Source organism: Streptomyces sp. NPDC050610 (genome assembly GCF_040654875.1).
Taxonomy (GTDB): domain Bacteria; phylum Actinomycetota; class Actinomycetes; order Streptomycetales; family Streptomycetaceae; genus Streptomyces.
The window spans coordinates 85,066-103,928 of record NZ_JBFAIV010000023.1; the positions used below are offsets into that span (position 1 = coordinate 85,066).

The window sequence follows — 18,863 nt, forward strand, 5'->3', positions numbered from 1 at the left end:
CTATAGGCGGGCCAGGCGTTCGGGCTGGAACTGGTCATCGCCGATCACTGGGGTTCCGGCGATGAGTTTGATGCTGAGCTTCTCCAGGTCGGCCAATGGGCTCAGGTCGATCGGAGTCCCCGACAGCGCGCAACACGATAGCCAGAGAGATGTGAGGTTGGGTAGTTCACGCAACGGGCTGAGGCCGTTGGGGATGTCACATCGCCATAGGATGATTTGCTGCAGCTGCGTGAGTTGGCTTACCAGGCTGAGGTCGAGCGCGCTGAGTTCATCAAGGGACAGCTCGGTCAACTCCGTGAGACGAGTCGTCCTGGACAGCTGATGCAACTGCGTCGAGCCCCCGAGCCGGAGAGTAGTGAGGCGAGGCCAGCGCTCGATCCCTTCCAGGCTCAGATAGCGCGTTTGCTGCCGGAGGTGGAGTCCGGTTAGCTGGGGGCCGACTGGCAGGTCCCCTATGTCGTCGATGATCACGGGGTACCCGATCTCAAGGAAAAGGAGATCGGTCATGTCCCGCAGCGGATCCAGGGAGACATCAGGGTGGACGTCATGAAGTAAAAGCCTCGTCAGTCCAGTTCCGGCGAGTGGGCGCAAGTCGCATACTTTCGGACAGCGGTCAATTGAGAGACTCTGCAGGTGGGAGATTGAGGTGACTGAAGAGAAGTCGCTGAGGGTGCGATTGTCGGTAATGATGAGGTTTGTCATACCGTTGGCCTGAGCTAGTGGCATTAAGTCGGTGTGCGAACCTCTCATAATTACCCGGCAGACTTCCGGAATGTGCTCTAAGGTAGTTATCTGCTCTGTGTTCTCCACCGTCAGGTAGCAGTTTTCCCACGAGTTAGCGGCCAGAATTTCCCGCGCGTACGGCTCTGATTCAAAAGAACCCCAAGCCTGCGCAATTCTGAACGCGACACGGGAGCGCGTGTCTTCTCGGAACCGGGATATCAGCGCGAAGGCAGCATCCCCCTTGACCAGCCCTGCTGTCCGTACGACCGCTGCCGCTGCATCCTCGTCAAGTCCGTCTGGCCCCGGCAGTAGTTCAAGAACCAACTCGCCGACCTTGGCCAACCTCTCGGCATCCTCATTGCTACGCGGCGGCAGCAGTTCCGCCGTCCGCCCCTCCACCTCCTCCCGGAGCGCCGGATCCAACTCCGGCGCATGCTCCAGACAAGCCGCAGCCAGCAGCACAAGCCGCTGCCGATGTCCCTTCACCCGGTCAGCGCGCCGTAGCAATTGCCGCAGCAACCGCGCCCGTTCCTCCACGCGCGCGTGCCCCACCGCCATCCGTACGACGTCGTCCCATTGGTCGTCATGCGCGTTGCGGACCAGCAGCCCGAAGTCGCGCGTCTCGACCGCTTCCTTAGACCCCAAGTAGTCCTGAAACGTCCGATGGACGAAGTTCACCGAACCGGGGATCGGTTCAAGAAGCAGTCCGCTGCGGTTGAGCAGATGCTTGAAGACCGCTTGCGCATCGCCTTGCGCCCGAACCTGCGGCATGGCGGCCAGCCAGCCGTCGATCATCTCGACGGCCTCCGCGCACGTAGCCTCCGCTTGCCCGTTGCGGATCAGCCAGTACGCCAGGCGCTGAAGCAGCAGCATCTGCTCGTCCCGCGTGAGGTCGACGCCCTCCACTCCGGTGATCTCGCGCTCCGTGTCACGCCGTACGAGCAGCATGTCCAAGGAGGCGTCGTACAGCTCCTTGCGGGCGCGCGGCAGGTGCATGCGGCGGTCGCGGTTGAGGGCGCATAGGAGGGCGCACATCAAGGGGTTCGTGGCGAGCTGGCCCAGTTCGCGGCGGGAGGTGACGGCTTGCTGGAGGGAGCGTTCGTAGCCGTCCAGGAGTGGCCGCTGCGGGTCGTCGCATTCTTCGCGGGCCGCCCCATGCCAATGCGCGATGAACTTCCGGATGTCCTCGCGCCCCATCGGCAGCAGGGAGTGCACGGTGAAGCCCTGCCCCTGCAACCAGTCCTCCGGGACGGCGGAAGGGCGCGTGGTAACGATGTAGCGGGAGTTCGGGAAGGCGGCCAAGAGCGACCGCAGCCACTCCCTCGTGCGCTGCCGCAGCGCCGACGGGACCTCGTCCACGCCGTCCACCAGGACCAGCGCCCGCCCAGCGCTGAGCAGTTCCTCCACCCACCCCGCCGGCGCGGCCCCCGCCAGCGGGTTGCCCGTGGCGGCCAGGAACTCACCCGGCAGCGGCAGCGTCTCGCGCGTCGCGAAGGACCGCAGTCGCAGGACGAACGGCACGTGGCCGTTCCAGTCGCCCAACGTCTGCCCGAAGCTGCGGCGCGCCGCATTGGTGGCTAGCCATTGCATGAGTGTGCTCTTGCCCGAGCCCGCCGGGCCGCGCAGCAGCATCCGGTTGCAGCCCGAGAGCGCCTGTTCGGCCGAGACGGACGTGGTCATGGGAAGAGCGTCGGGTTCGATTCGATAGCACTCGGCCTCGCTGCTCATGCTCAGCGCGATGTACGCCGTGCTCAGGGGCCACTCCCGCGCCGCCGCACCCCCGAGCGTCAGCCCGAAGAGCTGCAGCCTGCCGTGCGTCGCCTCGACGTACCGCCCGTAGCGCTCCTCGAACTCAAGGGACCGTGTCTCGGGCGCGGGCCCCAGCCTCTCCCGTACGGCCTCAAGCGCCCGTCCCGCCTCGCCCGACCGCCGCACCAACTCAACACTCGTGCGCGCCGGGAAAGACCGCAGCGACGTCACGTACTCAACAAGGTGCAGGCAAGCAGCATCCAGCAACTCCCCGAACAACGCCGCCCCCGCCTCGCCGAGACCCGCCCGTTCCGGCAGCCCAGGGGAGCGCTCCAAGAGCGCGGCCCGCAGCCGCGCCGGATCGAGGTCCGCAGCGAACAGCGTCTCCTGATCGATGACGTCCGGCCCGCTGAAGACATCGCACACAGCCTCCACAACCGCCCGCTGCTCATGCTCCGGCAGCGACGGCCCCGACGGCCCAATCCCCGCCAACCGCCGCGCCAGCACCCCCACCAGCCGCGCCGTCTCCTTCTCGCCCAGCCGCTCGGGCCGCCGCCCGACCGGCGCCGGGCTGCCGGGTTTACGTACAAGCCCCGCACTCGGGTTCTTGGCGATCAGCGACTTGGCGAGCGCGCTCACGACCGTAGCCGCCAGCCGTACGACGACCGCTTCCGCTCCTTGCATCCGCGGCTACCTCCCGTGTCGCAACGTCGGAGCCAGTATCCGCCCGCACCCCCGCCCCTACTGGCCGAACCCTCGGTAACCCCATCCCATACCGATCGGTAACAACCCCTAGCGGCACCCCCTCCCGCCCGCCTATGGTGCCGCCATGCCCCATCTCCCCGATGTCGTGATGTGGTCCATACCCGCCTTCGTCCTGCTCACCGTCGTGGAGATGGCGAGCTACCGACGGCACCCCGCCGAGGAGAGGGGCGCCGCGGGTTATGAGACCAAGGACGCCGCCACGAGTATCGGCATGGGCGTCGGCAGCCTCGTCTTCGACGCCCTCTGGAAGATCCCGATCGTGGCGGTCTACACCGCGGTCTACGAGCTCACGCCGCTGCGCGTCCCCGTCCTGTGGTGGACGCTGCCCCTGATGCTGCTCGCGCAGGACTTCTTCTACTACTGGTCGCACCGGGGCCACCACGTCATCCGCGTCCTGTGGGCCTGCCATGTGGTCCACCACTCCAGCGAGAAGTTCAACCTGACGACCGCGCTGCGGCAGCCGTGGACGACGCTGACCGTGTGGCCGTTCTACGTGCCGATGATCGCGCTCGGCGTGCACCCGGCGGCGGTGGCGTTCTGCTCGTCGGCCAATCTCGTCTACCAGTTCTGGGTGCATACGGAGCGGGTCGACAGGCTGCCGCGGCCCTTCGAGTACGTGCTGAACACGCCGTCCCACCACCGGGTGCACCACGCCTCGCAGGGCGGCTACCTCGACCGCAACTTCGGCGGCATCCTCATCGTCTGGGACCGGATGTTCGGCTCCTTCGTGCCCGAGACGGAGCGGCCGGTCTACGGGCTCACCAAGAACATCCGCACGTTCAACCCGCTGCGCGTCGCCACCCATGAGTACGTCGCCATCGCGCGCGACGTACGGGCGGCCACGAGCTGGCGCGAACGGGCCGGGCGGGTGTTCCGGGGGCCGGGGTGGCAGCCCGTACGGTCGACCGGGGAGGAAGCCCTGCGACAAGAGCCCCCTGCCCGTACCGCCCCCGAACGCGTCGCATGAACCACCGACAGCGGGCCCCGGCCGTACGCGCAACCGGCGCCCTCTTCGCCGCCCTCGGCGCCGCCCACCTCATCGCCCTCGCCGCGCACCTCGACGGCGTGCACCACCTCACCAAACCCGCCCTGATGCCCGCCCTCGCCCTGCACGCCGCCGCCCGCGGCGCGCCCCGCCCGCTGCTCGCCGCGCTGCTGTTCGGCTGCGGCGGCGACACTCTGCTGCAACTCGACGACCAGGCCGCATTCCTCGCCGGAATGGGGTCCTTCGCCGCCGGGCACCTCTGCTACCTCGTCCTCTTCGCCCGACTCGGAACAGCGAACGGCCGCTCGCGTACGTACGGACTCACGACCGCCTACGGAACCGCCTGGCTCGGCACCGTCGCCCTCCTGTGGCCCGGCCTCGAATCCGGGCTGCGGCTGCCGGTGGCCGGGTACGCGCTGCTGCTGACCGCCATGGCGCTCGGCGCGACACGCGTCGGGGTGCGGACCGCGGTGGGCGGGCTGCTGTTCCTGCTGTCGGACACGCTCATCGCGAGCGGCCTCGCCGACTGGCCGCAGCCGCCCGTGCCGCAGCTGTGCATCATGGTCACCTACCTGGCGGCGCAGTACCTCCTCACGGACGGACTGCTGCGGGCGGCACCGGAGACGGGCAGCGACCGAACACGTACGTGGGGCCGGGCGCGTCCCGCCGCCCGGCCCCACGGTTCAGTCACTCACGTGGCGGAGGTCAGTCCTCCACCGCCTTCAGGGCGTTGACGATCCCGAAGCCGTAGAAGCTGTTGACGTGCTTGGTGCCGGTGCAGGCCGAGTCGGCCGGCGCGGTCGGGCAACCGGGGTTGTCCGCCTGGGCCTTGAGCAGCCACTGGATCTCCTGCGGGCTCGCGTCCGGGTGCGCGCTCTTGAGGAGCGCTGCCACGCCCGCGACGTGCGGGCCCGCCATCGAGGTGCCCTGGAGGTAGCCGTAGTCGCCGCCGGGCAGGGTGGAGAGGATGCGGCCGTCCTTGGCGGGCAGCTCCGGCACCTGCCGGACGTCGCCGCCGGGGGCCGCGACGTCGATCTGGTTGAGGCCGTAGTTGGAGTAGTACGACTTCAGCGACTTGACGCCGGTCGCGGCGACCGTGACGACGCCCGGCACCTGGGCGGGCACGTCCAGGCACTTCGACGGGTCTATGTCGCGGGACGCCGGGGTGCCGTCATTGGGGCTGGAGGCGTCGTTGATCTTCTTGGCGGCCAGGTCGAAGTTGGAGTTGCCGGCGGAGGCGACGTTGACCGCGCCCTTGCGGGTGGCGAACTTCGCGGCCCGGCCGACGGCGTCGGCTATGGCCTTCTGGTCGGGGTCGTCCGCGCAGTTGAACATCCACGGGTCGACGTAATAGCTGTTGTTCGTCACCTGCACGTGGTGCTCGGCGGCGAAGACGAAGGCGCACACCACGCTCTCGGCGTAGAAGAAGCTGCCCTCCGCCTGGCTGACCTTGATGGAGGAGACCTTCACGTTGGGCGCGACGCCGGTGACGCCGACGCCGTTGCGCGGGGCCGCGATCTCACCGGCCACGTGGGTGCCGTGGTAGTCCTCGTCCGGGTTGAACGGCCGCCAGGAGCCCGGGCTGGTGTCGGCCTTGCCGGTGACGCAGCTCGCCGACTGGCTCCGCGAGAAGTTCGCCTTGAGGTCGGGGTGGGTGTCGTCCACGCCGGTGTCGATGACGGCGACCGTCACCTTCCGGGACCCCGGGTTGACCTCCGCGGCCTTGTCGGCCTTGATGGCGGCGATGTCCCACTGAAGCCCCTCCAGGGGCTCCTTGCCCGTGGCCAGCGAACGCGCCTCGCTCCGCGCGGTGGCCTTCGGGACCTTGATCTTCTCGGGCTTGCCGATGTCGGTGGTGGCGGCCGAGGTGATCGGCGCGGTCCGGGTGGCGCCGGCGGTCTGCACGCCCGGCACCGTACGGACGGTCTTCGCGAAGTCGGGGTTCTTCGAGTGGGCGACGATCACGCCGATCTGCTCGTAGGCGGTCACGACGCTGCCGCCGGCCCGGCCGATCGCCTTCTTCACCTTGGCCACCGTGGCGTGGTCGGCGGTGGTGTTGACCACGTACGACAGCAGGGGCCCGTCGGCGGCTACGGGCGCCTTGGCCGGGAGCGCGTCCTGCGGGGCGGCCGAGGCCGCGCCGGGCAGCAGGCCGAGGGAGGCGACGAGCGCCAGTCCGGCCGGCACCGCCAGCAGGGCGCGCCGACGTCTGGATCGCAGATGAGCCATGGGTTCTCCACATCATCCGGGTACCGCACGCGCACATGCCGCGCACGGACGGGTACATGACGAGTGAAGCTAGCGCCGATCATGGCCGTCGAGCAATGAATTCCCCAAGAAAGTCCGGTACGGGCCCCGATCGGGCCTCTTGTGACGACCCGTGTGAGGCCACGCGAAGTCCGTTACGGGCCCCCGCGCGACGCGGCCCCGGCCGGCCCTCGGGCGATCAAGGCGGTGCCCCCAGGCGGTGCCCTCAAGGCGGCGCCGCGGGTCCCCGCAGCGCGTCGATGCTCAGCGGCGGCAGCGGCGGCCGGGGCCCGTACCAGCGGCCGTCGGCCGCCGGCGAGGCCCGCCGCCCCGACCGTACGGCCGCTACCGGGGCCGCCAGGGCGACCATCCCGTACGGGCGCCGTACCGGGCCGGAACCGGACCGTCCGGGCGGCGGGGGCTGGGGATTGTTCACATCTGGACAACGAAGCCGCGCACGGGCGGTGTCGCTCCCGAAGGTGGTTCTTGTCGACTTCAACCACAACCCCCTGTCGAACGGGGCCGCACCCCTCTACGATGCGTGATCCGGATCACATGTCATGGCTCACGCGCCGCTGCCGCCCGTCAGGAGAGAGACCGTGGACTCCGCACCACACACCGCCGAAGGACAGGGCGGGCCGGATCGTTTCACGGACGTCCAGTCCAGTGAAGAATTCGCCGAACTGCGGCGCTCCCAGCGCTCGTTCGCCTTCCCGCTCACCATCGCGTTCATCGCCTGGTACCTGCTGTACGTGCTGCTGTCCAACTACGCGGGCGGCTTCATGGGCACCAAGGTCGTCGGGAACGTCAACATCGCCTTGGTGTTCGGCCTGGCCCAGTTCCTGACCACGTTCCTCATCGCGTGGTGGTACTCGCGGCACGCCGCCGCCCGCATCGACCCGAAGGCCGAAGCCATCAAAGAGCGCCTGGAGGGCGACGCGTGACCACCAGCCAGCAGCTCGCCGCCGCGGCAGCCAGCGAGCACCGCACCCTGATCATCACGCTCTTCTCGGTCTTCGTCGCCATCACCCTGGGCATCACCGTGTGGGCCGGCCGGCAGACCAAGGACGCCACCGACTTCTACGCCGGCGGCCGCTCCTTCACCGGCTTCCAGAACGGCCTGGCCATCTCCGGCGACTACATGTCCGCCGCCTCCTTCCTCGGCATCGCCGGCGCCATCGCCCTCTTCGGCTACGACGGCTTCCTCTACTCCATCGGCTTTCTCGTCGCCTGGCTCGTCGCGCTCCTGCTGGTCGCCGAACCGCTGCGCAACTCCGGCCGGTTCACCATGGCCGACGTGCTCGCCTACCGCCTCAAGCAGCGGCCCGTACGCACCGCCGCCGGCACCTCCACCATCGTCGTCTCGATCTTCTACCTGCTGGCCCAGATGGTCGGCGCGGGCGCCCTGGTCGCGCTGCTGCTCGGCGCCACGGGCGAGGGCGCGCGGCGCTGGATCATCGCCCTCGTCGGGATCGTCATGGTGCTCTACGTGACCATCGGCGGCATGAAGGGCACCACTTGGGTGCAGATCGTCAAGGCGGTCATGCTCATCGCGGGCACCCTGCTGGTCACGATCCTGGTGCTCAACAAGTTCGGCTGGAACGTCTCCACGCTGCTCGGCGAGGCGGCGAAGGAGAGCGGCAAGGGCAGGGCGTTCCTCGAACCCGGCCTCCAGTACGGCAAGGACGGCACCTCCAAACTCAACTTCATCTCGCTCGGCATCGCGCTCGTCCTCGGCACGGCCGGACTGCCGCACATCCTCATCCGTTTCTACACGGTGCCCACCGCCAAGGCCGCCCGTAAGTCCGTCAACTGGGCCATCGGCATCATCGGCGCGTTCTACCTGATGACCATCGCGCTCGGTTTCGGGGCCGCCGCCCTCGTCGGCTCCAAGGCGATCATCGCCTCCAACGAGGCGGGCAACACCGCGGCCCCGCTGCTCGCCCAGGAGGTCGGCGGCGGCGCCGGCTCGACCGGCGGCGCCATCCTGCTCGCCGTCATCTCCGCGGTCGCCTTCGCCACCATCCTCGCCGTGGTCGCGGGGCTGACCCTCGCCTCGTCCGCGTCCTTCGCGCACGACCTGTGGGCCAACGTCATCCGCAAGGGGCGCACCAGCGAGCGGGAGGAGGTCCTCACCGCCAAGTTGGCGGCCGTCGTCATCGGCGCGATCTCCATCGCGCTCGGCATCTTCGCCCACCGGCTCAACGCCGCGGCGCTGGTGGCCCTCGCCTTCGCCGTCGCCGCCTCCGCCAACCTCCCGACCATCCTCTACAGCCTCTTCTGGAAGCGCTTCACCACCCAGGGCGCCGTCTGGTCGATCTACGGCGGGCTCATCTCCTCGGTCGCGCTGGTGATCTTCTCGCCGGTGCTGTCCGGCAACGAGAAGGCGCTCTTCCCCGGCATGGCCTTCGACTACTTCCCGCTCGCCAACCCGGGCCTGGTCTCCATCCCGCTGGGCTTCCTGCTCGGCTGGCTCGGCTCGCTGCTGTCGAAGGAGCGGCCGGACGCCCGCAAGTACGCCGAACTGGAGGTCCGCTCCCTCACCGGCTACGGGGCGCACTAGCCGTAACGGCCGTACCGCTCCGTAACGATCACCAGCCGGCCGTACGGCTTGTGGCGGCCCCTTATCACGCAGGGTCACTGGGCGCTCGCTCCGGCGAAATGCCCAGTGTCCGACCCATCGCGTACGCTGCGGACAATTGGATGTATCCATGGTTCATTTCCGCAGGAGGGGCCGCCACCATGCTCATCGATACCTTTGGTCGCGTCGCCACCGACCTCCGCGTCTCCCTGACGGACCGCTGCAACCTCCGCTGCACGTACTGCATGCCGGAAGAGGGCCTGCAGTGGCTCGCCAAGCCCGATCTGCTCACCGACGACGAGATCGTCCGCCTGATCCGCATAGCCGTCACGGAGCTGGGCATCACCGATGTCCGCTTCACGGGCGGCGAACCGCTGCTGCGCCCCGGCCTCGTCTCCATCGTCGAGCGCTGCGCCGCCCTCGAACCGCGCCCCAAGATGTCGCTGACCACCAACGGCATCGGCCTCCAGCGCACCGCCCGGGCCCTCGCCGACGCCGGCCTCGACCGCGTCAACGTCTCCCTCGACACGCTGCGCCCCGACGTCTTCCAGGCCATGACCCGGCGCAAGCGGCACAGCGACGTACTGGACGGTCTCGCGGCCGCCCGCGACGCGGGGCTCACCCCGGTCAAGGTCAACTCCGTTCTGATGCCCGGCCTCAACGACGACGAGGCGCCCGACCTGCTGGCCTGGGCCGTCGAGAACGACTACGAACTCCGCTTCATCGAGCAGATGCCCCTCGACGCCCAGCACGGCTGGAAGCGCGACGGCATGATCACCGCCGGGGACATCCTCACGTCGCTGCGCACCCGCTTCGCCCTCACCCCCGAGAGCGACGACGCGCGCGGCTCCGCGCCCGCCGAGCGCTGGCTCGTCGACGGTGGCCCGGCCCGGGTGGGCGTCATCGCCTCCGTCACCCGCCCGTTCTGCGCCGCCTGCGACCGCACCCGGCTCACGGCCGACGGCCAGATCCGTACGTGCCTGTTCGCCCAGGAGGAATCGGACCTGCGCGGCGCGCTGCGCTCGGACGCGCCCGACGAGGAGATCGCCCGCCGCTGGAAGCTCGCGATGTGGGGGAAGAAGGCCGGTTCCGGTCTGGACGACCCCGCCTTCCTCCAGCCTCAGCGCCCGATGTCAGCCATCGGCGGCTGACCGCCCGGCGGCCCCGGCCTCCCAGTCGGCGAGCGTCACCACGTCCTTGAGCATCGAACGTACGCCGAGGAACTGGGAGAGGTGCTCGCGGTGCTCCTCGCACGCGAGCCACGTCTTGCGGCGCTCCGGAGTGTGGATCTTCGGGTTGTTCCACGCCAGCACCCATACGGCGGTGGTGCGGCAGCCCTTGGCCGAGCAGATCGGCGATTCGTCGTTCACGGCAACCAGTGTGCACATGGCGACGCCGGGCAGCCACGGGGGGAGCCGCCCGGCGTCGGTCCGTCGCTCCGACGGGGGATGCGGAGCGCATACGAAGTATGTCACGGGCGGGCGGAGGCGGTGCACCGGAACCACATGATTGATCTGAGCTTTTCTTGAGCTTTGTACCGCGCTGAAGATCAGCCCTGCGTCGCCGAACCCTCGCTCCGCTCACGGGCATTGGCTTCCGGGACGGGTTCCGCGCCGGACTCCGCCGCACCGGCGACCAGCATCGGACGGGTCGGCGGCGGCACGAAGGTACCCGGCAGCGAAGGGGCGTTCTCCCGGCCCGCGTTGGCGATGACCACCGCGATATAAGGCAGCGCGACGCCCAGAACCAGTGTCGCGATGGCCACAAACCGCTCGACGTCCCACAAGACGACGGTCGCGATGACGGCCAGGGTCCGAATCGACATGGAGATGATGTAGCGCCGCTGCCGGCCGCGCACGTCCTCCGTCAGCCCTTGCCGGGCTCCGGTGATCCGGAAGGACTCGGCACTGCTCTGCTTCCGCATCACGTTCCACCACCTGATCGCAGCGCCGGCTCTCCCCGTCCGGGACGTAGCCAACGTTACGCCGAGCCACGTCGGGGTTCGAGACCGGGGCGCGTCCCGCGACGCGGTCCTCTGTCATGCCTACCTCGTACGACCCGGTCCGACATGCGCCGTACGGGTATTGGACGGAGACTGGCTGGGCATGCCACATCGCGCCGCATAGGAGGCGACATGAGCTGGTTGTGGGCCATCATCGTCGGTTTGGTGCTCGGTCTGATCGCCAAGGCGATCCTTCCGGGCAAGCAGCAGATCCCGCTCTGGCTGACGGCTGTCTTCGGCATCCTCGGCAGCGTCCTGGGCAACTGGGCGGCCACCGGGCTCGGCGTCAACGACACCCGCGGCATCGACTGGACGCGGCACCTGCTGCAACTGGCGGGCGCGGTCGTGGTCGTCGCCGTGGGCGACCGGCTGTGGGCCGCGGTACGGGGCAACAAGCAGCGCACGTGAACGGGTGAGCGCGCGGGGAATGAGGGAGCGGCCGGGAAGCCACCTGACGGGTGGTTTCCCGGCCGCGTTGCGACTTACAGCCGACTTGTAGCCAGCTGAGCAGGTGCGTGATAGGAGCGCCGTCAGGCCTCCTGCACGCCCCGGAGCTGGGCGAGCTTGCGGCCGGCCTTCAGGTACACGCCGCCCTCGGCGCCGAGACCGGCCTTCGCCAGCACCTCGGCGACGACCTCGGCCAGCGGCCGGATGGCCTCCGCCTCGGCCAGCACGATCGACTCCTGGCCGTCGCCGGTCTCCACGACCAGCCGCAGCCCGTTCTGCTTGGCGACCCGGCGGGCCGCCGACGCGCTGGGCTGGAACCCCAGGACCGCGGCGAGCACGGCCGTGGCGGGCTTCTCGCCGTGCTCGGCCATCTCCACCACGGGCAGCGAGTCGACGTCCACGAAGCTCTTCTTCGAGAACTGCGCCGTGAACCCGGCCCGCGCCGCCATCGCCGCCGGAACCCCGTACAGCGCGGCCACCACCTCGCCGGCCAGGACCTTCTTCAGGTCCATCGGGTGCAGCGTCCGCGCCTCCAGCCGCGCGCCCGCCGCGTCGATCTCGGCGTCGGTCCACTCGGTCCAGGCCCGCAGGTACGGGACCATCAGCCGGTCCGGAATCGACATGATCTTGCCGAAAACATCGTCGGCGGGCGCGGTCAGGGCGACCGCGTTCCCCTTGGACTTGCTCATCTTCGCGCCGGTGCCGTCGGTGCCCTCGATCAGCGGCATGGTGGCGATCATCTGCGGCCGCTGACCGTAGACCTCCATCACCTTGCGGCCCATCTGCATGTTGAGCAACTGGTCGACGCCGCCCAGCTCGATGTCGCAGTCGAGCTCGGCGGAGTCGATGGCCATCGCGATCGGGTAGATCAGCTCCGACATCGTCAGCCCCGAGCCGGCCGCCAGCCGGTTGCGGAAGTCGTCGCGCTGGAGCAGCTGCGAGGCCGGGACCTGGGCGAGGATGCCGATGAGCTTCGGCAGCGTGATCCCCGCCAGCCACTCGCTGTTGAACCGCACGGCGACCTTGTCGAAGTCGAAGAACGGCCGGACCTGGTCCTGGTACGTGGACAGGTGCCGGGCGATGTCCTCGTCCGTGAGCGGCGGGCGCTCCGCGGACCGCCCCGACGGGTCGCCGATCTTGGCCGTGATGTCGCCGATCAGCAGCGTGACGTCATGGCCCATCCGCTGGAAGCGGCTCAGCACGATCATCGGCACGGTGTGGCCCAGGTGCACATCGGCCCCGGTGGGGTCGATGCCGAGCTTGACCTTCAGGCCGCGGCCGGCGGCCCGTACGGACTCGATCTCCGCGGCCAGCTTCTCCGCCGACGGCAGTACGTTCACGGCCCGCCCGGCGATCAGCTCCGCCTGCTCCTCGGCGGAGAGGTCCGTCAGGTCGAGATAGCGCCGCGAACCCGTCTCGGCGAGCAGCCGCTCGACCGTGGTGTCGGAGGAGAGGTCCTGCGCGAGGAGCTCGCTGGCGCGGGCGACGGATTCGCCGAGGCGTGTCATGGCGTTCCTGATGATCGGTTGACGGTCGGATGGTCGGGACCAGTCTATTCGGCGGCTCGTACCCCTTGGCCGCGGCTCACAGCTCGTACCCCCAGGCCGCGCTCACAGCTCGCACCGCCGGCTCCGGCTCGCGCCCCCCAGGCCGCGGCTCGGGGGAGGCTTCGGAGGCCGCCGCTCACACCCCCTGGCTGACGGAGCTCATGTTGAAGTCCGGCACCCGCAGCGCGGGCATCGCGGCCCGGGTGAACCAGTCGCCCCACTCGCGCGACAGCGTGGGCTCGGTGCGGCCCGCCTCGGCGGCGCGGGAGAGCAGGCCGACCGGCGACTCGTTGAAGCGGAAGTTGTTCACCTCGCCGACGACCTCGCCGCGCTCCACCAGATAGACGCCGTCCCGGGTCAGCCCGGTCAGCAGCAGCGTGGCCGGGTCGACCTCGCGGACGTACCACAGGCTCGTCAGCAGCAGCCCGCGCTCCGTCCCCGCGATCATCTCCTCCAGCGAACGGGCGCCGCCGCCGTCGAGGACCAGATTGCCGATGGCCGGGGCGACGGGCTGCCCCGTGAGCTCGGCGCTGTGGCGCGTGGTCAGCAGCCGGTTCAGCACTCCGTCGCGGATCCAGTCGGTGCCGGCCAGCGGCAGGCCGTTGTCGAAGACCGACGAGTCGTCCTCCGAGGCGTGCGCGATCACGAACGGCGCGGCCTCCAGGCCCGGCTCCGCCGGGTCGCTGCGCAGGGTGAGCGGCAGCTCGGACAGCCGCTCGCCGATGCGGGTGGCGCCGCCGGGCCGGGCGAAGACGGTCCGGCCCTCGGCCGCGTCCCGCGCGCTCGACGCCTGCCACTGCTGGTAGATCAGCATGTCCGCCACGGCCGTCGGCGGCAGCAGCGTCTCGTACCGCCCGGCCGGCAGCTCGGTCCGCCGCTCGGCCCAGGCGAGCCGCCGCGCGAGGTCGGCGTCGAGCGCCGCCGGGTCGACGTCCTTGAAGTCCCGGGTGGCCCGCCCCGCCCAGGCGGACCGCGCCGGCCCGCCGTCCCGCCGGGCGGCCTTCGCGTTCAGCTCCAGGGTGCCGGCGGGCTGGTCGTGCCGGAGCCGCAGCCCGGTGGAGGTGCCGAGGTAGCTGGAGACGACCTCGTGATTGGCGAACCCGTACAGCGCCCGGCCGTCCGCGCGGGCCCGCGCGAAGGACTCGCCGAGCGCCGGGGCGAAGTCCGCGAAGACCTCGGAGGAGGTCTCGGCGGGCGCGTCGGCGAAGTCGGGGGAGTGCGGCACGCCCGCCACCAGCGGCCGGGCGTCCTCGGCCGGCCCGGCGGTCCGCGCGGCCTCCTCGGCGGCCCGTACCAGCGGCTCCAGCTCCTCGGCCGTGACGGCCGAGCGGGAGACGACGCCGCAGGCGGTGCCCTGCGCCCCGTCGACCGTCGCGACGACGGTCAGCCCGCGGCCCCGGGTGACGCCGTTGGTCGTCAGGGCGTTGCCCGCCCAGCGGAGGTTGGCGGTGGTCCGCTCCTCGGCGATGACGACGCAGCCGTCCGTCCGGGACAGCTCCAGGGTCCGCTCGACGATCTCGTGGGGCTTGCTGCTGCGAGGGCTCATCGGCCGGCCTCCTGGGCGGGGTGGTGACGGTGCTGCTGTCCGAGGGCTGCGGGGCGTACGGCTTGCGGTCGGCGCCGGCTCATCGGTCGGCCTCCTGCGTGGTGTTGAGGATGTTGACGTCCTCGAAGAGCGCCGAGGGGCAGCCGTGCGAGACCGCCGCGATCTGGCCCGGCTGCGCCTTGCCGCAGTTGAAGGCCCCGCCCAGCACGTACGTCTGCGGGCCGCCGACCGCCGCCATCGAGCCCCAGAACTCGGGCGTCGACGCCTGGTAGGCGACATCGCGCAGCTGCCCGGCGAGCCGCCCGTGCTCGATGCGGAAGAAGCGCTGCCCGGTGAACTGAAAATTGAAGCGCTGCATGTCGATGGACCAGGACCGGTCGCCCACCACGTAGATGCCGCGCTCGACGCCGGAGATCAGCTCCTGTGTGGACGGCCCGTCCGGCGCGGGCCGCAGCGAGACGTTCGCCATCCGCTGTACGGGCACATGGCCCGGCGAGTCCGCGTACGCGCACCCGTTGGACCGCTCGAACCCGGTCAGCCTCGCGATCCGCCGGTCCAGCTGGTAGCCCACCAGGGTGCCGTCCCTGACCAGGTCCCAGGACTGGCCGGCCACCCCCTCGTCGTCGTAGCCGACGGTGGCCAGCCCATGCTCGACCGTGCGGTCGCCGGTCACATTCATGATCTCGGAGCCGTACTTGAGCTTGCCCAGCTGGTCGAAGGTGGCGAAGGACGTCCCCGCGTACGCCGACTCGTAGCCCAGCGCCCGGTCCAGCTCCGTGGCGTGGCCGATCGACTCGTGGATCGTCAGCCACAGATTCGACGGGTCCACCACCAGGTCGTACGCGCCGGGCTCGACGCTCGGGGCGCGCATCTTCTCCGCCAGCAGCTCCGGGACGCGCGCCAGCTCCGCGTCCCAGTCGTAACGCCCGTCCGTCAGGTACTCCCAGCCGCGCCCCACCGGCGGGGCGATCGTCCGCATCGAGTCGAACTCGCCGCTCGCCGGGTCCACCGCGACGGCCGTGAGCTCCGGGTGCAGCCGGACCCGCTGCTGCGTCGTCACGGTGCCGGCCGTATCGGCATAGAACTTGTTCTCGTGCACGGTCATCAGCGACGCGTCCGCGTGCGCCACCCCGTCCGCGCGCATCAGCCGGGCACTCCAGTCGGCCAGCAGGTCCGTCTTCTCCGCGTCCGGCACGGTGAACGGATCGATCTCGTACGAGGAGACCCACGTCCGCTCCCCGTGCACCGGCTCCGCCGCCAGCTCCACCCGCTCGTCGGAGCCCGCCGCCGCGATCACCCGCGCCGACAGCTTCGCCATCGCCACGGCCTGCGCGGCCACGCGCGCCGCCGCGTCCATGGTCAGATCCACCCCGGACGCGAACCCCCACGTCCCGCCGTGCACCACACGCACCGCGTACCCCAGATCCGTGCTGTCCGAGGCCCCCGTAGGCCGGGCGTCCCGCAGCCGCCACGACGCGCTGCGCACCCGCTCGAAACGGAAGTCGGCGTGATCGGCCCCCAGCGCCCGCGCGCGGGCCAGCGCCGCGTCGGCCAGCGGTCGCAGCGGCAACGCGAGAAACGACGCGTCGATGTCGATGGAGTGTGGCGAAGCAGCAGGCACGGCATCCTCCGGTAGTGGTTCCTGCGCATCATGCCGCTCGGGTGCCCCGTTGCCCAGCGCCTTTATCGTTTACCGGCCTTGGCGCGCGGCGGCGGCCGAGCTCTCGCCGGGGCTGATCGCACGGCGTGTAGCGTCGGAAGAACGCGCGGCGGCACGGCCTTCCTGACATTCGCGGCCGCACAAAGGCTCGACCACGATGGCCCGACAAGGCGGTGAGGGGCACGCCATTCATGCGATGAGGTGAAAGGCACAGTGAGTGATCCGACGAACTCTCCCCGTGGCAGCGGGCCGCTTTCATCGAGCTTGGGCACCATTTCGGTAGCCGGGCCCCGGGCCCTCCTGGACCTGTTGTCCAGAACGGGAGTCGACAGCCGCCGACTGGCCCGCGCAACCGGTCTCGACACGGACCGGCTCACCGACCCGGCCGGCTGGGTGGAGGGCCGGCTCGGCATGGATCTGCTGGACCGTGCCGCCGACACGGTGGGCGACCCCCTGTTCGGCGCGCGCTTCGGCCGTGATCACCAGCCCGGCAGGCAGGGCCTGTTCGACTACCTGTTCCTCACGGCGGACTCACTCAAGGCAGCCTTCGACACGGCGATCCGGTACATCTCGGTAGTCGCCACCGGCGGTGCGTACGGGTGGGCCCAAGGCGACAGCGGGGCCGTCGTCGAACGGACGCTGCCGGGCGGCCCCCGTTTCCCGCACGCGGAGTCCTACGCGCTGAGCTGGCATCTGACCATGGCCCGGCACGCCACCGGCCGCCCGATCCGCCCCGCCCACCTCGGCCTCGTGCAGCCGGCCCCGGCCCCGAAACGGCGCCACGCGCTCGCCGAGATCCTGGGGGCGGACGACGTCGACTTCGGGTGCCCGGCGACCACGATCACGCTGACGCGCCGGGACCTCGACCTGCCGCTGCTCGGAGCCGACCCCCTGCTCGCCGCGATGCTCCGCCGGCACGCGGACGGGCGCCGGCTGCCCGCGGAGTCCTGGCCCGACCGGGTACGGGCCTTCCTGGCCGACGGTTTCGCCGACCGCCCGGTCACGCTCGACACCGCCGCCCGGCACCTGGCGGTAAGCCCCCGCATGATGCAGCAGCACCTGCGGGAAGCCGGAACCAACTGGCGGGCCGAGGTCGAGGCGGCTCGCGACAGCCAGGCGGTCGATCTGCTGCGCAACAGCCCGCTGCCGGTCAGAGCCATCGCGACCCGGCTCGGCTATTCCGATGACCGGGCGTTCCGCCGCGCTTTCCACCGGCGGCACGATTGCGGTCCCGACGCCTATCGGCGCGGCACGACCGCGTGAACGGTCCCCGAGCCCGCGGATTCGGTCCTCCCGCCACCGCTCGTACCGCTTTTAGCGTGGCGTGCATGAGCAATGAGCCGATTCAGCGCAGCAGCGCCGCGATCCACTACCGTTTCGACGACCGCGACATGGATTACGTGTTCCAGATGTCCGTGGCCGCCGCCAAGACCGGTGGCCCGGACGCGGGCGAGCTGTACGCCATCGCCTCCCGGATCGAGGACGGCGATACGAAGAGCTGGGTGAAGGAATTCGAAGCCTACGGCGACGCGCAGCGTGCCCTGGCCGCGGACTGGGAGGCGAAAGGGCGGCGGCGCAGCGCCGGCGAGGTCCTGATGAAGGCGTACTACGCCTATCGGCAGGCATGGCAGTTCGCCGCCGCGGACGCTGCCGTGTTCGAGGCCCTCATCGGTAAGTTCGAGAGCGCGTTCGCCGACGCCACGAGGCTGATGGAACTGCCCCTGACGTACCTGGAAGTGCCCTTCGGGCCCGCGTCGCTCCCCGGACTGCGCCTGGACGCCGGCCCCGGGGCCCCGACACTGCTGCTGTTCGGCGGCCTCGACACCTGCCGGGAGGACGTGTTCCACCTCATCGGACTGAACGCGTGGCGGCGCGGCTACACCGCGGTGATGGTGGACCTGCCCGGCCAGGGCACCACCCCGCTGCGGGGTCTGCACCTGATGAGCGAGGCGGAACGGCCCGTCGGAGCGGCCGTCGACCACCTCGTCGACGCCTACGGCACGGACCCCGCGAGCCTGGCCCTCCTGGGCATGAGCGCCGGCGGCTACATGGTCAGTCGCGCCGTGATGACCGAACGCCGCGTCGCCGCCTGCGTCGCCAGCACCCCGCTCTACGACGGCGGCAGCATGCTTCCCGTCGAGGCGCTCGAAGCCATGGCCGCCACCGGTGGCGCGGTACACGCCGGCTTCCTCATGTACCTGTGGCGCTCCGGCCTGACCACGGCGGCAGAACTGGCCGAACTCTTCGCCACCTTCCGGGCCGATCCGTCCGGGGTCGACTGCGCCTTCCTGTCCATCGCGGGCAGCAGCGAAGGGCCCGGCTTCATCGACCAGACCCGCCGCTGGCACGACGGCCTCCCCGTCGCGGACAAGACACTGCTCGAACTCGACGCGTCCACCGGCGCGGACGCGCACTGCCAGGCCAACAACCCCACTCGCCTGGCCCAGGAAGTCTGCGACTGGCTGGACGGTGTCTTCAGCCGACGCGGCTGAATACCGGGCGCTGTTCGCGCCACGGTGGTGAGGTGCGGTTCCTGTCGCCAGGCGCTGCGCGATGCGTTGCCCGCCTCGGCGGGGGCCGTAGCCTCCGGTTGCACGCTGCGGGTGTGGCG

At 70.3% G+C, this 18,863-nt stretch carries 15 protein-coding genes; 8 read left to right on the forward strand and 7 right to left on the reverse strand.

Annotated elements, in window-relative coordinates:
- Positions 1-3,111: an NACHT domain-containing protein gene (locus tag AB0I22_RS26210; RefSeq protein WP_363133352.1), complete on the reverse strand. Its 3,111-nt coding sequence runs from the start codon at positions 3,109-3,111 to the stop codon at positions 1-3.
- Positions 3,112-3,301: 190 nt separating this feature from the next.
- Here AB0I22_RS26210 and AB0I22_RS26215 point away from each other — a divergent pair, with 190 nt between their 5' ends.
- Positions 3,302-4,204 carry a sterol desaturase family protein gene (locus tag AB0I22_RS26215; RefSeq protein ID WP_363133353.1) on the forward strand — a complete coding sequence of 301 codons (903 nt, stop codon included), beginning with the start codon at positions 3,302-3,304 and terminating at the stop codon, positions 4,202-4,204.
- A complete protein-coding gene (locus tag AB0I22_RS26220; RefSeq protein WP_363133354.1) occupies positions 4,201-4,956 on the forward strand; it encodes a lysoplasmalogenase in 756 nt (251 codons plus the stop codon). The genes AB0I22_RS26215 and AB0I22_RS26220 overlap by 4 nt, the downstream gene beginning before the upstream one ends.
- Here the strand turns inward: AB0I22_RS26220 and AB0I22_RS26225 are convergent.
- Positions 4,928-6,451, reverse strand: coding sequence for a S8 family serine peptidase (locus AB0I22_RS26225; RefSeq protein WP_363133355.1), 1,524 nt, complete (start codon positions 6,449-6,451; stop codon positions 4,928-4,930). The two genes, AB0I22_RS26220 and AB0I22_RS26225, sit on opposite strands and share 29 nt — an antisense overlap.
- 617 nt (positions 6,452-7,068) lie before the next feature.
- On the opposite strand from AB0I22_RS26225, the gene AB0I22_RS26230 reads away from it, so the two are divergent.
- The 3 genes from AB0I22_RS26230 to moaA all read left to right on the forward strand — a co-directional run bounded on the left by AB0I22_RS26230 (position 7,069) and on the right by moaA (position 10,201).
- Positions 7,069-7,413 carry a DUF485 domain-containing protein gene (locus AB0I22_RS26230; RefSeq protein WP_363133356.1) on the forward strand — a complete coding sequence of 115 codons (345 nt, stop codon included), beginning with the start codon at positions 7,069-7,071 and terminating at the stop codon, positions 7,411-7,413.
- The gene (locus AB0I22_RS26235) at positions 7,410-9,032 is read left to right on the forward strand and encodes a cation acetate symporter (protein WP_363133357.1); all 1,623 of its coding nucleotides are present in this window, start codon (positions 7,410-7,412) and stop codon (positions 9,030-9,032) included. Before AB0I22_RS26230 ends, AB0I22_RS26235 begins: the two co-directional genes overlap by 4 nt.
- A gap of 179 nt (positions 9,033-9,211) precedes the next feature.
- The gene (gene moaA / locus AB0I22_RS26240) at positions 9,212-10,201 is read left to right on the forward strand and encodes a GTP 3',8-cyclase MoaA (protein ID WP_363133358.1); all 990 of its coding nucleotides are present in this window, start codon (positions 9,212-9,214) and stop codon (positions 10,199-10,201) included.
- Here moaA and AB0I22_RS26245 read toward each other — a convergent pair.
- Both AB0I22_RS26245 and AB0I22_RS26250 read right to left on the reverse strand, forming a co-directional pair.
- On the reverse strand, positions 10,184-10,438 hold the full coding sequence (locus AB0I22_RS26245; RefSeq protein ID WP_363133359.1) for a hypothetical protein: 255 nt from the start codon (positions 10,436-10,438) through the stop codon (positions 10,184-10,186). The two genes, moaA and AB0I22_RS26245, sit on opposite strands and share 18 nt — an antisense overlap.
- Positions 10,439-10,599: 161 nt before the next feature.
- The gene (locus AB0I22_RS26250; RefSeq protein WP_363133400.1) at positions 10,600-10,974 is read right to left on the reverse strand and encodes a DUF3099 domain-containing protein; all 375 of its coding nucleotides are present in this window, start codon (positions 10,972-10,974) and stop codon (positions 10,600-10,602) included.
- Between the two features lie 210 nt (positions 10,975-11,184).
- Here AB0I22_RS26250 and AB0I22_RS26255 point away from each other — a divergent pair, with 210 nt between their 5' ends.
- Positions 11,185-11,460, forward strand: a complete 276-nt coding sequence (locus AB0I22_RS26255) for a GlsB/YeaQ/YmgE family stress response membrane protein (protein ID WP_363133360.1) — start codon at positions 11,185-11,187, stop codon at positions 11,458-11,460.
- Between the two features lie 122 nt (positions 11,461-11,582).
- Here the strand turns inward: AB0I22_RS26255 and tyrS are convergent, their stop codons facing one another.
- From tyrS to AB0I22_RS26270, 3 genes are all read right to left on the reverse strand, one after another.
- The gene (gene tyrS, locus AB0I22_RS26260) at positions 11,583-13,007 is read right to left on the reverse strand and encodes a tyrosine--tRNA ligase (RefSeq protein WP_363133361.1); all 1,425 of its coding nucleotides are present in this window, start codon (positions 13,005-13,007) and stop codon (positions 11,583-11,585) included.
- A 175-nt stretch (positions 13,008-13,182) separates the two neighbouring features.
- On the reverse strand, positions 13,183-14,592 hold the full coding sequence (locus AB0I22_RS26265; RefSeq protein ID WP_363133362.1) for a metallopeptidase TldD-related protein: 1,410 nt from the start codon (positions 14,590-14,592) through the stop codon (positions 13,183-13,185).
- 79 nt (positions 14,593-14,671) lie between these two features.
- Positions 14,672-16,213 carry a TldD/PmbA family protein gene (locus AB0I22_RS26270; RefSeq protein ID WP_363133363.1) on the reverse strand — a complete coding sequence of 514 codons (1,542 nt, stop codon included), beginning with the start codon at positions 16,211-16,213 and terminating at the stop codon, positions 14,672-14,674.
- A gap of 348 nt (positions 16,214-16,561) precedes the next feature.
- Here AB0I22_RS26270 and AB0I22_RS26275 point away from each other — a divergent pair, with 348 nt between their 5' ends.
- Positions 16,562-17,515, forward strand: coding sequence for an AraC family transcriptional regulator ligand-binding domain-containing protein (locus AB0I22_RS26275; protein ID WP_363133364.1), 954 nt, complete (start codon positions 16,562-16,564; stop codon positions 17,513-17,515).
- A 65-nt stretch (positions 17,516-17,580) separates the two neighbouring features.
- Positions 17,581-18,744 (forward strand): prolyl oligopeptidase family serine peptidase, encoded by a 1,164-nt coding sequence (locus AB0I22_RS26280; protein WP_363133365.1) that lies wholly within the window; start codon positions 17,581-17,583, stop codon positions 18,742-18,744.
- Positions 18,745-18,863 lie beyond the last annotated feature (119 nt).

Coding starts and splice junctions, on each gene's coding strand:
- AB0I22_RS26265 (WP_363133362.1), bottom strand. CDS start 14,592: ATGAGCCCTCGCAGCAGCAAGCCCCACGAGATCGTCGAGCGGACCCTG.
- AB0I22_RS26250 (WP_363133400.1), bottom strand. CDS start 10,974: ATGCGGAAGCAGAGCAGTGCCGAGTCCTTCCGGATCACCGGAGCCCGG.
- AB0I22_RS26215 (WP_363133353.1), top strand. CDS start 3,302: ATGCCCCATCTCCCCGATGTCGTGATGTGGTCCATACCCGCCTTCGTC.
- moaA (WP_363133358.1), top strand. CDS start 9,212: ATGCTCATCGATACCTTTGGTCGCGTCGCCACCGACCTCCGCGTCTCC.
- AB0I22_RS26225 (WP_363133355.1), bottom strand. CDS start 6,451: ATGGCTCATCTGCGATCCAGACGTCGGCGCGCCCTGCTGGCGGTGCCG.
- AB0I22_RS26245 (WP_363133359.1), bottom strand. CDS start 10,438: ATGTGCACACTGGTTGCCGTGAACGACGAATCGCCGATCTGCTCGGCC.
- AB0I22_RS26280 (WP_363133365.1), top strand. CDS start 17,581: ATGAGCAATGAGCCGATTCAGCGCAGCAGCGCCGCGATCCACTACCGT.
- AB0I22_RS26220 (WP_363133354.1), top strand. CDS start 4,201: ATGAACCACCGACAGCGGGCCCCGGCCGTACGCGCAACCGGCGCCCTC.
- AB0I22_RS26255 (WP_363133360.1), top strand. CDS start 11,185: ATGAGCTGGTTGTGGGCCATCATCGTCGGTTTGGTGCTCGGTCTGATC.
- tyrS (WP_363133361.1), bottom strand. CDS start 13,007: ATGACACGCCTCGGCGAATCCGTCGCCCGCGCCAGCGAGCTCCTCGCG.